Origin of the sequence: Bacillus sp. JS, assembly GCF_000259365.1 — a bacterium.
Classification (GTDB): Bacteria; Bacillota; Bacilli; order Bacillales; family Bacillaceae; genus Bacillus; species Bacillus stercoris.
The window spans coordinates 2,397,063-2,411,192 of record NC_017743.1; the positions used below are offsets into that span (position 1 = coordinate 2,397,063).

General features: G+C 45.2%; 14 protein-coding genes. 3 read left to right on the plus strand and 11 right to left on the minus strand.

Going from position 1 to position 14,130, the window contains the following annotated elements:
• Positions 1-5 precede the first annotated feature (5 nt).
• The 4 genes from artR to brxB form a co-directional block, all read right to left on the minus strand.
• Entirely contained in the window at positions 6-728 is a 723-nt protein-coding gene (artR, locus tag MY9_RS12045) for an arginine ABC transporter ATP-binding protein ArtR (protein WP_014664527.1), read from the minus strand.
• Positions 721-1,380, minus strand: coding sequence for an arginine ABC transporter permease ArtQ (gene artQ / locus MY9_RS12050; RefSeq protein ID WP_014664528.1), 660 nt, complete (start codon positions 1,378-1,380; stop codon positions 721-723). The genes artR and artQ overlap by 8 nt, the downstream gene beginning before the upstream one ends.
• 80 nt (positions 1,381-1,460) lie before the next feature.
• The gene (gene artP / locus MY9_RS12055) at positions 1,461-2,228 is read right to left on the minus strand and encodes an arginine ABC transporter substrate-binding protein ArtP (RefSeq protein ID WP_014664529.1); all 768 of its coding nucleotides are present in this window, start codon (positions 2,226-2,228) and stop codon (positions 1,461-1,463) included.
• A gap of 267 nt (positions 2,229-2,495) precedes the next feature.
• A complete protein-coding gene (brxB, locus tag MY9_RS12060) occupies positions 2,496-2,933 on the minus strand; it encodes a bacilliredoxin BrxB (RefSeq protein WP_014664530.1) in 438 nt (145 codons plus the stop codon).
• Positions 2,934-3,093: 160 nt separating this feature from the next.
• Between brxB and MY9_RS12065 the strand changes: the two genes are divergently transcribed.
• The 3 genes from MY9_RS12065 (at position 3,094) to bmrR (ending at position 6,166) form a co-directional block, all read left to right on the plus strand.
• On the plus strand, positions 3,094-3,987 hold the full coding sequence (locus tag MY9_RS12065; protein WP_014664531.1) for a diacylglycerol kinase family lipid kinase: 894 nt from the start codon (positions 3,094-3,096) through the stop codon (positions 3,985-3,987).
• Positions 3,988-4,087: 100 nt separating this feature from the next.
• Positions 4,088-5,257 (plus strand): multidrug efflux MFS transporter Bmr, encoded by a 1,170-nt coding sequence (bmr, locus tag MY9_RS12070; RefSeq protein ID WP_014664532.1) that lies wholly within the window; start codon positions 4,088-4,090, stop codon positions 5,255-5,257.
• A 72-nt stretch (positions 5,258-5,329) separates the two neighbouring features.
• Positions 5,330-6,166, plus strand: coding sequence for a multidrug efflux transcriptional regulator BmrR (gene bmrR, locus MY9_RS12075; RefSeq protein ID WP_014664533.1), 837 nt, complete (start codon positions 5,330-5,332; stop codon positions 6,164-6,166).
• A gap of 59 nt (positions 6,167-6,225) precedes the next feature.
• Here the strand turns inward: bmrR and bfmBB are convergent, their stop codons facing one another.
• The 7 genes from bfmBB to yqiS are packed head-to-tail and all read right to left on the minus strand — an operon-like array spanning position 6,226 to position 14,093.
• A complete protein-coding gene (gene bfmBB, locus MY9_RS12080) occupies positions 6,226-7,500 on the minus strand; it encodes a branched-chain alpha-keto dehydrogenase complex dihydrolipoyllysine-residue (2-methylpropanoyl)transferase (RefSeq protein ID WP_014664534.1) in 1,275 nt (424 codons plus the stop codon).
• A 21-nt stretch (positions 7,501-7,521) separates the two neighbouring features.
• Positions 7,522-8,505 carry a 3-methyl-2-oxobutanoate dehydrogenase subunit beta gene (gene bfmBAB, locus MY9_RS12085; protein WP_041521371.1) on the minus strand — a complete coding sequence of 328 codons (984 nt, stop codon included), beginning with the start codon at positions 8,503-8,505 and terminating at the stop codon, positions 7,522-7,524.
• Between the two features lie 13 nt (positions 8,506-8,518).
• Positions 8,519-9,511 carry a 3-methyl-2-oxobutanoate dehydrogenase subunit alpha gene (bfmBAA, locus tag MY9_RS21440; protein WP_014664535.1) on the minus strand — a complete coding sequence of 331 codons (993 nt, stop codon included), beginning with the start codon at positions 9,509-9,511 and terminating at the stop codon, positions 8,519-8,521.
• 21 nt (positions 9,512-9,532) lie between these two features.
• A complete protein-coding gene (gene lpdA / locus MY9_RS21445) occupies positions 9,533-10,957 on the minus strand; it encodes a dihydrolipoyl dehydrogenase (protein ID WP_014664536.1) in 1,425 nt (474 codons plus the stop codon).
• Positions 10,958-10,977: 20 nt separating this feature from the next.
• Positions 10,978-12,069: a butyrate kinase gene (buk, locus tag MY9_RS12100; protein WP_014664537.1), complete on the minus strand. Its 1,092-nt coding sequence runs from the start codon at positions 12,067-12,069 to the stop codon at positions 10,978-10,980.
• Positions 12,070-12,087: 18 nt separating this feature from the next.
• A complete protein-coding gene (gene bcd, locus MY9_RS12105) occupies positions 12,088-13,182 on the minus strand; it encodes a branched-chain amino acid dehydrogenase (RefSeq protein WP_014664538.1) in 1,095 nt (364 codons plus the stop codon).
• 11 nt (positions 13,183-13,193) lie between these two features.
• Complete coding sequence (gene yqiS, locus MY9_RS12110) at positions 13,194-14,093, minus strand: phosphate butyryltransferase (protein WP_014664539.1); 900 nt, start codon at positions 14,091-14,093, stop codon at positions 13,194-13,196.
• Between the last annotated feature and the right edge of the window lie 37 nt (positions 14,094-14,130).

Genomic DNA, 14,130 nt, shown 5'->3' on the forward strand with positions numbered 1-14,130 from the left:
ATATTCTATAATATTTTCTCTAAAAAGTCCTGCGCTCTTTTGGATTTTGGCGAAAGAAAAAATTCCTTCGGATTGCCGTCCTCGACAATCGTTCCTTGATCCATAAACAGCACGCGGTCTGCCACTTCTTTTGCGAAGCCCATTTCATGTGTGACAATCACCATGGTCATGCCTGTTTCGACTAGCTCTTTCATCACCTGCAGCACTTCTTTGACCATCTCCGGATCAAGGGCGGAGGTCGGCTCGTCAAACAGCATGATGTCCGGATTCATCGCAAGAGCCCTGGCAATCGCGACACGCTGTTTTTGTCCGCCAGACAAGCGGTTTGGATAGTCATTTCGCTTTTCAAACAAACCGACTTTGCGGAGCAGGTCCTCAGCTTTCTCTTGTGCAGCCTGTTTTGATTCTTTTTTTACATTGACAGGCGCGTACATGATATTTTCGAGAACCGTTTTGTGCGGAAAGAGATGAAAATGCTGAAAAACCATCCCGATGTTTTCCCGAACCTTTAATGTGTTGGTTTTCGGCTTCGTAATCTCTGTATCTTTTATTGTAATGGTTCCGCCGTTTGGCTTTTCCAGCAGGTTTAAACAGCGTAGGAACGTTGATTTGCCTGAGCCTGAAGGACCGATCACGGCAACAACCTCGCCATCAGCGATTGTTGTTGAAATATTTTTTAATACTTCGTGTTTCCCAAATGATTTTGACAGCTTTTCAACCTTAATCATTGGATTTCAGCTTCCTTTCTACAGCCTTGCCGATAAACGTTAAAATCAAGACAAGCACGTAATAAATCAATCCCGCGATAATGAGCGGCTCAAGGTAATTGTAAGTAGCGGCGCCAGCTTGATATGCGCGTCTCATGACATCACCAAGCCCGATGACGGTGACGATCGCCGATTCTTTTGTTAACGTAATTAATTCATTCACAATTGCAGGGGATATATTTTTGAAGGCCTGCGGCAAAAGCAGATCCTTCATCATTTTGCCGTACGGGACACCCAGTGCGACAGCCGCTTCTTTTTGCCCTTTATCAATGGCGTTGATTCCGGCTCTGATAATTTCCGATACATAAGCGGCGGAATTCAAAGACAATGCGACAACCGCAGCCCAAAACTGGTCAATTTGAAATCCGAGCAGCTGAGGAAGTCCAAAATAGACAATCATAAGCTGCAGCACTAAAGGTGTGCCTCGGAACACTGATGTATAAAAATCAGCGATCCAGATCAGCGGGCGGAATGTGCTGATCTTGCATAAGCTTAGCACAATACCGAGTATAAGTCCGATAATAGCAGATACAACAACAATTTTTAATGTAATTGCCAAGCCTTCTAATATAAAAGGAATTTGGGGGATCGTTGCTGAAAAATCCAAATTCATAGCCTTTGTCTCCTTTTCTTACAGGAAAAAAGATTTCCTATTCAATAAAAAGGCTCAACGAAAAAGTTGAGCCGCTTTTTTTACTTCTCGTCAGTGAACCATTTTTTCTTCAATTTCTCAAGCTCTCCGTTATCTTTCATTTCCTTGAGCGCTTTATTGAATTTGTCTGTCAGTTCACTGTCCTTTCTGAAAGCAATTGCTGAACCGGCCTCTTCCGCTTTCGCATCAGGAATCACGAAGCCTTGCAGGTCATCATTTGATTTGAAATACCCTTCTGCAACAATGTCTTCAATAATCGCGGCATCGAAGCGGTCAGATTTGATTTCCTGCACCAAATCAGAAATTCTGTTGCGGTCTTCTGTTTTAAAACCATATTCCGGAGAAAGCTCTTTCCCCTTCTCTTCCTGAATAGAGCCAAGCTGAACGCCAACCGTTTTTCCTTTCAGGTCTTTCAAAGATTGAATGCCGCTGTCTTTTTTGCTGACAATCATATGGTTCGCTGTGTAGTACACCTCAGAAAAATCAACTTGTTTTTTACGATCAGGCGTCGGTGTCATTCCTGACAGAACGAGATCAACTTGTTTTGATTTAAGCGCTGTAATTAAGCTGTTGAAGTCCATATCCTGCACTTCAATTTCATAGCCAGCCTTCTTCGCCAGTGCTTTTGCCAACTCCACATCAAAGCCGACAATATCATCGCCTTCTTTATATTCAAACGGTTTGTAATCCGCCGAAGTACCCATAATTATTTTTTTCTTTCCGCTTTCTGAACCTGAATTGCTTGAACCGCATGCAGTTAATGCAAAGGTGATGCAGGCAGCTACAAGTAATAAGAGTATTTTTTTCATGATCCATTTCCCCCATATTCATTACTTTTGGTGTATCTGAATATTTATTCGTTAATTTGTATTTTAAACAGTTTCTTATTTTTATGCAATACTATTTTTAAAAATTATCTTCAAGCTTATCTTTCCAGTGATCTCTTTTGATATTACTAGATAAAAATAAAATCACTGTACAATCCGATTGAATAATTCGTTAATATTTATTCATATACCCTTGGAATTTTATGCACAAAAAAACCCGGGAAACTTTGAGTATCCGGGTTTTTTGTCTTATACTTCTTCACAATATTCTTCAAAGGCTCCCTGCAGCTTTGCCACTACGGCCATCGGCTCATGGCCTTCAATTTCATGGCGCTCTACCATTTTCATGATCTTTCCGTCTTTCAAAATCGCAAAGGACGGAGAAGATGGCGGATATCCTTCAAAATAGTCGCGGGCACGCGCTGTCGCTTCTTTGTCCTGTCCGGCAAAAACGGTCACGAGCTGATCAGGTCTTTTATCATAGTGAACGGAGTGGTATGCTGCCGGTCTTGCAATTCCTCCGGCGCATCCGCAAACAGAGTTTACCATGACGAGCGTCGTGCCTTTTTTCGTAAGTGCCGCGTCTACCTCTTCGGCAGTTTTCAGCTCGGTGTATCCGGCAGCTGTTATTTCTTGTCTCGCTTGGCGTACAATATCATTCATAAATAAATTAAAGTCCATGTTCAATGAAGACCTCTCCTTTTTCATCATCTGTTCTTATGATAGCAAGGAAACGTCCAAATCGGCAAATGACTTTGCTTCGCCGTGCACTTTTTTTGCTTTTCGTTTACTGCTTACAGAAAAAGGGGATTATATAACCAGAAGTAAAATAAAGGAGCAGTTGTATATGAGCCAACGGAAAGCATTACTGATTCATAACGGAAATGCCGGCAACAAAAATATAGAAAAAGCACTTGGTGCTGTCGTGCCGGTTTTATCTCACCATTTAGATGAGGTGATTATTAAGCAGACAAAGAAAAAGGATGATGCGTATCATTTTTGCCAATCCATTGATGATTCTGTCGACACCGTCTTCATTCTCGGCGGCGACGGCACGATCCATCAATGCATAAATGCTATCAGCGCTCTAGAAAGAAAACCCGCGGTCGGAATTTTGCCCGGCGGCACGTGCAATGACTTTTCAAGAGTGCTTGGCATCCCTCAAAATCTTGCAAAGGCCGCGGAAGCACTTATGTCAGGAAAAAAAACCAGCGTAGACGTATGTCAGATGAACGACCGTTATTTTTTAAATTTCTGGGGGATCGGCTTAATTGCAGAAACGTCGAATCAAATCAACGAAACAGAAAAAGCATTATTGGGGAAAATCAGCTATTTTACAAGTGCATTGCGAACCGTCTCATCCGCTGCATCGTTTCCGATGAGATTAAAAATTGATGGAGAAGAAATTAAAGAAGAAGCCGTTATGCTGCTTGTGATGAACGGCCAATACATTGGAACAAATCGAATTCCTCTACCCGATGCCAGTATTGAAGACGGCTTACTCGATGTCCTCATTTGCCGCAACACCAACCTCACCGCGTTGCGGGAGCTGATGAGCATGGAACAGGGCACAATTGATCGTTTTACCGGAGAGCTGTCCTATGTCCAGGCCTCTCGAATCGAGATTGAAACAGACACTGCCAAAAAGGCGGATATGGATGGAGAAGTTTATACACATACACCCGCAGTCATTCAGGTCCTGCCGCAGCATATCGACATGCTTGTTCCCGCAAATGATTAACTGTCTTAAGGGCTTAGAAAGATTTTGCAAATCCGTTGACTCTCCCCTAGGAGGAGGTCTTACAGTATAAGGGATACACACTTGAAAAAGGGGAAGTCATATGGAGAAGAAAAATATTACCTTAACGATATTATTAACCAATTTATTTATTGCTTTTTTGGGGATCGGGCTTGTGATTCCTGTAACGCCGACCATTATGAATGAATTGCATTTATCAGGGACCGCGGTCGGCTATATGGTTGCCTGCTTCGCTATTACGCAGCTCATTGTTTCACCCATAGCCGGGCGCTGGGTTGATCGCTTCGGACGCAAGATTATGATCGTGATCGGCCTGTTTTTCTTTAGTGTGTCGGAGTTTTTATTTGGCATTGGAAAAACAGTTGAGATGTTATTTATCTCCCGTATGCTAGGCGGTATCAGCGCTGCCTTCATTATGCCTGGGGTCACGGCTTTTATCGCAGATATCACGACCATTAAAACACGGCCGAAAGCGCTCGGTTATATGTCAGCCGCTATTTCAACAGGATTTATTATTGGTCCCGGCATCGGGGGATTTTTAGCAGAAGTCCACTCCCGGCTGCCTTTTTTCTTTGCGGCCGCTTTTGCACTGTTAGCAGCCATTTTATCAATGCTCACGCTGCGCGAGCCGGAACGGAACCCTGAAAATCAGGAAATAAAAGGGCAAAAGACAGGCTTCAAGCGAATTTTTGCACCCATGTACTTCATTGCTTTTCTCATTATTTTGATTTCATCTTTTGGTCTAGCATCATTTGAATCTTTATTTGCATTATATGTGGATCATAAATTCGGATTTACGGCCAGCGACATTGCCATTATGATTACAGGAGGAGCGATTGTGGGCGCTATTACGCAAGTCGTCTTATTCGACCGCTTCACAAGATGGTTTGGCGAAATTCATTTCATTCGGTACAGCTTAATTCTCTCAACGAGTCTGGTATTCTTGCTGACAACCGTAAATTCATATATTGCGATTCTGCTGGTTACAGTCACCGTTTTTGTCGGATTTGATCTCATGAGGCCTGCGGTAACGACTTACCTGTCAAAGATTGCGGGAAACGAACAAGGATTTGCCGGCGGTATGAATTCAATGTTTACAAGTATCGGCAATGTATTCGGGCCTATTATCGGCGGAATGCTGTTCGATCTTGATGTAAACTATCCTTTCTACTTTGCAACGGTTACCTTAGCTATAGGCATTGCACTGACGATTGCTTGGAAAGCGCCTGCACACCTTAAAGCCAGCACATGATCAAAAGCGTATTCTTTGTGTACTGCAAAGAGTACGCTTCTTCTTTATACTGGTGATAAAAGGAGTGATGGCATGAAGGAATCGTATTACTCAATTGGAGAAGTTTCAAAACTGGCAAACGTGTCGATTAAAGCGCTCCGTTATTACGATAAAATTGATTTATTTAAACCCGCCTACGTCGACCCGGATACCAGCTACCGCTATTATACAGATTCTCAGCTCATTCATCTGGATTTGATCAAATCATTGAAATATATCGGCACCCCTCTAGAAGAAATGAAAAAAGCACAGGACTTAGAGATGGAAGAACTGTTTGCTTTTTATACAGAGCAGGAGCGGCAAATCAGGGAGAAATTAGACTTTTTATCAGCACTGGAGCAAACGATTTCGTTGGTGAAAAAACGGATGAAACGGCAGATGGAATATCCCGCGCTCGGTGAGGTGTTTGTTTTAGATGAAGAAGAAATACGGATTATTCAGACAGAGGCAGAAGGAATCGGGCCTGAAAACGTGCTCAACGCCTCCTACAGCAAATTAAAAAAATTTATCGAATCAGCAGATGGATTTACGAACAATAGCTACGGCGCCACTTTTTCTTTTCAGCCCTACACCAGCATTGATGAAATGACTTACCGTCATATTTTCACGCCTGTACTGACGAATAAACAAATTTCAGCCATTACGCCGGATATGGAAATCACAACGATTCCTAAAGGAAGATATGTGTGTATCGCGTACAATTTTTCGCCTGAACATTATTTTCTCAACTTACAGAAGCTTATCAAGTATATCGCAGACCGCCAATTAACAGTTGTCAGTGATGTATACGAGTTAATTATACCGGTTCATTACTCCCCGAAAAAACAAGAAGAATATCGGGTCGAAATGAAAATACGAATCGCAGAATAATACTGCATAGAAAAAGAGCATTTTTGAAACAAAACTTCAAAAATGCTCTTTTTGCTTATTTAGTAAACAGATGTCTTTTCGTCAATAGATTCTAAAATTTGTTTCACTCGTCCCAGGAATCGTCCGCACACGAGACCGTCAAGCACTCTGTGGTCTAAGGACAGACACAGATTAACCATGTCTCTGACAGCAATCATGCCATTCTCCATGACAACCGGGCGTTTGACGATGGATTCTACTTGAAGAATCGCAGCCTGAGGATAGTTGATGATGCCCATCGACTGAACAGAGCCGAACGAACCTGTGTTATTGACGGTAAACGTGCCTCCCTGCATGTCATCTGCTGTGAGCTTTCCATCCCTTACTTTTTTGGCAAGACCGGTAATGTCTTTCGCAATGCCTTTAATTGTTTTTTCATCAGCGTTTTTAATCACCGGAACAAATAAAGAATCCTCTGTGGCAACTGCAATTGAAATATTGATATCCTTTTTCTGAATAATTTTGTCCCCCGCCCACATGCTATTCATTTGCGGGAATTCTTTTAACGCCTGAGCGACTGCTTTGACAAAAAAGGCGAAGAACGTTAAATTAAAGCCTTCTGTCTTCTTAAAGGAATCTTTTATACTGTTGCGATATGCAACCATATTTGTGACGTCGACTTCCATCATCGTCCAAGCATGCGGAATTTCTGTTTTGCTGCGCTTCATATTGGAAGCAATTGCTTTTCTTACGCCTGTGACAGGGATTTCTATATCACCTGCTGCAGACGCAGGATATGAAGTCTCTTCTTTTGGCTCAGGTTTTGGTGCAGACTTCGGTGCAGGAGCTGCTGTGTTCGGCTCCTCAGCCTTCCGTTCTTGCACGCCGCCTGTTTCAATTAAGCGCTGAATATCTTTTCGTGTGATGCGCCCGCCGGCACCTGTTCCCGTCACTTGATCAAGGTCAATGCCGTGTTCACCGGCTAAACGGAGTACAGCTGGCGAGTAACGCTTCTTATTGGGCTGATCGGTTGCTTCGGCACTATTTGCAGCAGGCGTCCCAGCGGATTCTGGCGCTTCTGGCTGTTCTTGTTTTTGTTCGATCGGATTCGCGCCTTCTGTTTCAACTTTGCAAATCACTTCTCCGACTTGCAGGGTCTGGCCTTCTTCTCCCACAAGCTCTGTTATCGTTCCAGTAAAAGAAGACGGAACCTCTGCATTTACCTTATCTGTCATGACTTCCGCGATCGGATCGTATTTGTTCACTTTATCACCGGGGGCGACAAGCCATTTGCTGATCGTCCCTTCTGTTACGCTTTCTCCAAGCTGCGGCATCGTCATTTGTTCAATTGCCATGATTGTATCCTCCTTACGTCTTTAAAACTCCGCTAATTCTCTCATCGCCGCTTCCACTTTATCAGGGTTGACCATAAAGTATTTTTCCATTGTCGGCGCATAAGGCATAGCCGGAATATCAGGACCTGCAAGCCGTTTGATCGGCGCGTCTAAGTCGAACAGACAATGCTCGGATATAATTGCGGCTACTTCGCTCATGATGCTGCCTTCTTTTGTATCTTCTGTGACCAAAAGAACCTTTCCAGTTTTGGACGCAGCTTCGATGATGGCTTCTTTATCAAGCGGGTAAACCGTTCTTAAATCTACCACATGTGCTGAAATGCCATCTTTTTCGAGACGTTCTGCAGCCTGTAAGGCGAAGTGGACACACAGGCCATATGTGATCACTGTGATATCGTCGCCTTCCCGTTTTACGTCCGCCTTTCCGATTGGCAGGACATAATCATCTGCTGGAACCTCTCCCTTTATCAGGCGATACGCCCGTTTGTGCTCAAAAAACAGCACTGGGTCTTCGTCACGAACTGCGGCTTTTAAAAGGCCCTTGGCGTCATATGGTGTTGAAGGCATGACAATTTTCAGTCCGGGCTGATTGGCGAAAATCGCTTCGACTGATTGAGAATGATAAAGGGCACCGTGCACACCTCCGCCGTATGGCGCTCTGACGACAATCGGACAGCTCCAGTCATTGTTGCTGCGGTAGCGGATTTTAGCCGCTTCAGAAATAATTTGGTTGACCGCCGGCATAATAAAATCGGCAAACTGCATTTCAGCAATCGGTCTCATTCCGTACATTGCCGCTCCAATACCAACTCCTGCGATCGCAGATTCAGCAAGCGGTGTATCCATCACGCGCTCTTCCCCGAATTGTTCATAGAGACCGGCTGTCGCTTTAAACACTCCGCCTTTTCTTCCTACATCTTCCCCAAGGACGAAGACTCGGGGATCTCGTTCCATTTCTTCTTTCATTGCCAAATTGATTGCATCAATATATGACATTACTGACATTTGTTCTTCCTCCCTACTTCGCATACACATAATCAAGCGCTGACTCAGGAGCTGCATAAGGGGCGTTCTCCGCTTCATCCGTCGCTTCATTAACGATTGCCATAATTTCATCCAGCATGGTTTGTTCTGTCTCATCGGACAGCAGGCCAGTTTCCTTTAAGTAAGTTTGATAAGTAAGCAGGGGATCACTTTTTTTCGCTTCCTCTACTTCTTCACGGCCTCTGTAGCTGCTGTCATCGTCATCACTGGAATGCGGTGTAAGGCGGTAAGAAATCGTTTCAATTAATGTCGGACCTTCTCCTCTGCGTGCCCGTTCGCGTGCTTCTTTAACCGCTTGATAAACTTCCAGCGGATCATTTCCATTCACAGTGACGCCAGGCATCCCATAGCCTACGGCACGGTCAGAAATGTTCTCGCATGCGACTTGCTTATCGTAAGGCACTGAGATTGCGTATTTATTGTTTTCACACATGAAAATCACAGGCAGCTTATGAACAGCGGCAAAGTTTGCCCCTTCATGGAAATCGCCTTGGTTTGAAGAGCCTTCGCCAAATGTAACAAAGGCTGCGATATCCTTTTTCTCCATCCGTCCCGCAAGCGCAATGCCGACTGCGTGCGGCACTTGCGTTGTAACTGGAGATGATCCCGTCACAATACGGTTTTCCTTTTGTCCGAAATGTCCCGGCATCTGGCGGCCTCCCGAGTTCGGATCCGCCGCTTTTGCAAATCCGGACATCATTAAGTCCTTTGCTGTCATGCCAAACGCGAGCACGACACCCATGTCTCTGTAGTACGGCAATACATAATCCATTTCACGGTCAAGTGCGAAAGCCGCTCCTACCTGTGCTGCTTCCTGTCCTTGACAAGAGATTACGAATGGGATTTTGCCAGAACGGTTTAACAGCCACATTCTTTCATCGATTTTTCTTGCTAACAGCATGGTTCTATACATATCAACGGCTTCCTTATCAGTCAGCCCTAGTGCTTGATGTCGGTTTTTACTCATTCAAGCCCCTCCTTTATGCTTTTAAAAATGAATGGCTTTGCCATCTACGGCAAGCGCTGCTTCTCCAATTGCTTCAGAAAGTGTCGGATGCGGGTGAATCGTTTGCCCGACCTCCCACGGCGTAGCGTCCAGCACTTTGGCAAGACCCGCTTCAGAAATCATGTCAGTGACATGCGGGCCGATCATATGAACGCCGAGAATATCATCGGTATCTCGATCCGCCACGATTTTGACAAAACCGTCGCTTTCACCGTATACAAGCGCTTTTCCAATCGCCATAAATGGGAACTTACCGATTTTGACATTATGCCCGTTCGCCTTCGCTTCATCTTCTGTTAAGCCGACACTGGCAGCTTCAGGGCTTGAGTAGATGCACTTCGGTACCAGCGTCGGATCAAGCGGATGCGGATTGAGGCCTGCAAAATGCTCAACAGCAATGATTCCCTCATGTGAAGCAACGTGAGCTAACTGCATGCCACCGATTACGTCTCCGATTGCATAAATATGAGACTCCTTCGTTTGGCAGCTTTCATTGACTGAAATCACGCCATTTTCAGTGATAATATCGGTGTTCTCTAGGCCGATGCCTTCGATATTTGCTTGTCTGCCGATGGAAACAAGCATTTTTTCAGCAGAGTAGGTGGCGGTTTCTCCGTCTATTTCCGCTTGTATACTGATATCATCTGATGTTTTTGTCATTGTGTCAGGCAGCACCTTTGCCCCTGTTATGAACTGGATGCCTTTTTTCTTAAGAAGACTTTCCATTTCTTTTGAAATCTCTAGATCTTCAGTCGGCAATATGCGATCCGCGTATTCGATAACTGTTACCTTCACGCCAAAATCATGAAGCATAGACGCCCATTCGATACCGATAACACCTCCGCCGACGATAATGATTGATTTTGGCAGCTCCTCCATTTGGAGCGCCTCATCTGAAGTCAGTACAGACTTACCGTCCGCTTCAAGGCCCGGAAGCATTCTCGGTCTTGATCCTGTTGCAATGATCACTTGTTTGGGGATCAGCATGTCATTTTCTTCGCCATTTCCCCGTTCAACAGAAATTGTTCCCGGCAGCGGAGAGAAGATTGATGGTCCAAGGATACGTCCGTATCCAGTGTACACGTCAATTTTTCCTTTTTTCATTAAATGGTTTACACCCGCTGCAAGCTTATCAACAACGGCTTGCTTACGCTGCTGCACTTTTTCAAAGTTGAGGGACACGCCAGCCGTCTCTACTCCGAACTGGTCGGCATCACGCGCTGTCCGGTATACCTCTGCGCTTCTAAGAAGCGCTTTACTCGGGATACAGCCTTTATGCAGACATGTTCCTCCGAGTTTTTCCTTTTCAACAACGGCTGTTTTTAAGCCGAGCTGAGCGGCTCTGATGGCCGCAACATAACCGCCGGTACCGCCGCCCAGAATGACTACGTCATACTCAGTTGCCATGGTGACTCACTCCTGTCTGTCTATTCAATACGATATTGTTTGGATTGCTCTTCGCCCTGCAATACTCTGAGCGCCCCTTGGGCAAGAGACTGCAGTTCATTTTCACCCGGATAGACTAAAACGTCTGAAATCCAATCTATGTATGATCTGATAGTAGAAACAAAGCCTTTGCCATACGCAAGGCCCCCCGTCAGCACAATTGCTTCAACTTCACCTTTTAAAACCGCGCTGGCTGCTCCGATTTCCTTTGCTATCTGATATGCCATGGCATCATAAATGAAGCGGGCTTTTTCATCGCCCCCCTGAATCATTTGTTCCACTTTTACTGCATCATTTGTACCGAGATAGCCTAAAAGCCCGCCGGTGCCCACCAGTTTTTTCATGATTTCTTCTTTTGTATATTCTCCTGAAAAACATAGATCAACAAGATCCCCCGCAGGCACTGTTCCTGCACGTTCAGGACTGAACGGCCCCTCTCCATGAAGGCCGTTATTGACATCCACGACGCGCCCGCGGTCATGGACGCCAATTGTAATACCTCCGCCCATATGGGTAATAATCATTTTCATGTTCTCATATCGTTTGCCAAGAGAGGCTGCCGCTTTACGGGCGACAGCTTTTTGGTTTAACGCGTGAAAAATGCTTTTCCTTTCAATTTCAGGCATGCCTGAAACTTTTGCGAGCACTGACATTTCGTCTACGACAACAGGGTCGACGATATACGAAGGGATATTCAGGCCGTCAGCAATTTCCCGCGCGATAATGCCGCCGAGATTAGAAGCATGCTGGCCGGCGTAGCCGCTTTTCAAGTCCTCAATCATGTCATCGTTCACTACGTAAGTCCCGCCTTCAATCGGCCGGAGAAGGCCGCCTCTTGCGCAGACTGCATCAAACTTTGAGATATTGATTCCCTGTTCATGAAGCGTTTCGAGAATATGGTTTTTGCGAAATTCATATTGATCAATAATTTGGTCAAATCGCTGCAGCTCTTCTATGTTGTGTCTCAATGTTTTTTCAAAAATGCTTCGTTCGTTATGAAAAACACCGATTTTCGTTGAAGTTGAGCCTGGATTAATTGTGAGAATGCGTTTTTCGTCATGTAGCACTTTCATAACCTCCAGATCAATTTCTTAACGTCTGCTTAATACACTGTGGCCGTTTTGCAAAAACTGGCTTCTTGAGCGGCGCATGCGTTCAATCCGTTCCTCTGCCAAGCGGTCAGCCGCTAAATATGCCGGAATGCCGTCACGCTGAGAAATCTCGAGTACACGCTCGATATTGCTGTAAATGCCTTCTACTTTTTTCAGTGCGCGTTCAGCATTATAACCGTAAAGCTCATCTGCGACGTTAATGACACCGCCCGCGTTAATCACGTAATCCGGTGCATAAACGATGCCCATTTCGTGAATTTGATCACCATGGCGTGTTTCTTTTAATTGGTTGTTGGCCGCACCTGCGATCACCTTCGCCTTCAGCTGTTTAATCGTGTCGTCGTTAATAGTCGCACCAAGGGCACACGGCGCGTAAATATCGCAGTCTTGTGAATAAATATCATCCGGATCAACTGCACGGGCGCCAAAATCTTCAACTGCACGCTGTACAGATTGTTTGTTGATATCCGTAACGATTAAGTTTGCCCCTTCTTCATGCAAGTGGCGGCAAAGATTATAGGCTACGTTCCCAACACCCTGTACAGCAATGGTTTTCCCTTCAAGAGAGTCGGTTCCGAAAGCAGCTTTAGCTGCTGCCTTCATTCCTCTGTACACCCCGTACGCTGTGACTGGGGAAGGATTTCCGGAAGAGCCGAACGCAGGAGAAATCCCTGTGACATAGTCTGTCTCATCATGAATGATATCCATATCCTCCACCGTTGTACCCACGTCTTCAGCTGTGATGTATCTGCCGTTCAGCCCTTGAATATAGCGGCCAAACGCGCGGAACATTTCCTCATTTTTGTCTTTGCGAGGATCGCCGATAATGACTGTTTTGCCGCCGCCCAGGTTTAAGCCTGCCGCCGCGTTCTTATAGGTCATGCCTCTTGCCAGTCTGAGCGCGTCTTCAATTGCAGCTTCTTCATTTTCATATGTCCACATTCTCGTTCCGCCAAGTGCTGGACCGAGTGTTGTATCATGAATCGCGATAATCGCTTTTAAGCCTGATTGTTCATCTTGGCAGAATACCAATTGTTCGTAATCATATTTCTCCATATATTTAAAAAGTTCCATGTTCGTTCCTCCTAATGTGTGTATTCTTCGGATGCGCATATTGCCAACGCAATGGAATACAGTTTATTTTCGGCAGAGTCCGCTCTGCTTGTTAAGGCAATCGGCGCTTTGGCTCCTGTAATGACAGCCGCCACGCTGGCTTTGGCAAAATAAATCAGTGATTTATATAAAATATTGCCGGTCTCAATTGTTGGGACGAGAAGGATATCTGCGTTGCCCGCTACGTCTCCCGAAATTTTTTTCTGAGCCGCGGCAATTTGTGAAACTGCGTTATCCAAAGCAAGCGGTCCATCAACAATACAGCCTTTGATCTGGCCTCTTTTGAACATTTGAGCTAGAGCTGCTGCATTCACGGTCGCTTCCATTTTTGGGTTCACCGTTTCGACCGCTGCCAGAGCAGCTGCTTTTGGCATATTGTTCCCTACTGCATGGGCCACATGAACGGCATTTTGCAAAATCTGCCGAAGCTCTTCCAGCGAGGGAGCGATATTCATTGCCGAATCTGTCACAAACATCAGCCTGTCAAAATCCGGTATATCAAAGACAGCCACGTGGGAAAGGACACTTGATGACCGAAGCCCCTCCTGTCTGTTTAATACCGCTTTAAGCAAAACAGAAGTCGGCACATTTCCTTTCATTAAAACGTCCGCTGTTTTATGATGTACAGCACGAACCGCTAATTTCGCCGACTCCTCAGGTGTATCGGCATGGACGATTTCCACTTGATGACCTTGCATGGATGATGTCAGCTCGTTCAGTTTTTTGCTGTCGCCCGTTAACAAAAAACGGGCGGATAGGTGCTCGGCAGCCAGCTTTACAGCCCGGATCACTTCCTCATCCTCAGCATGAGCAACCGCAATGGTCTTGTTTTTGTGCATCGACGCTTTGCCGATTAAATCTTTCAGCTTCATCTGCTACCACCTTTCTTGTTTCGACTCCGCCTTTTAT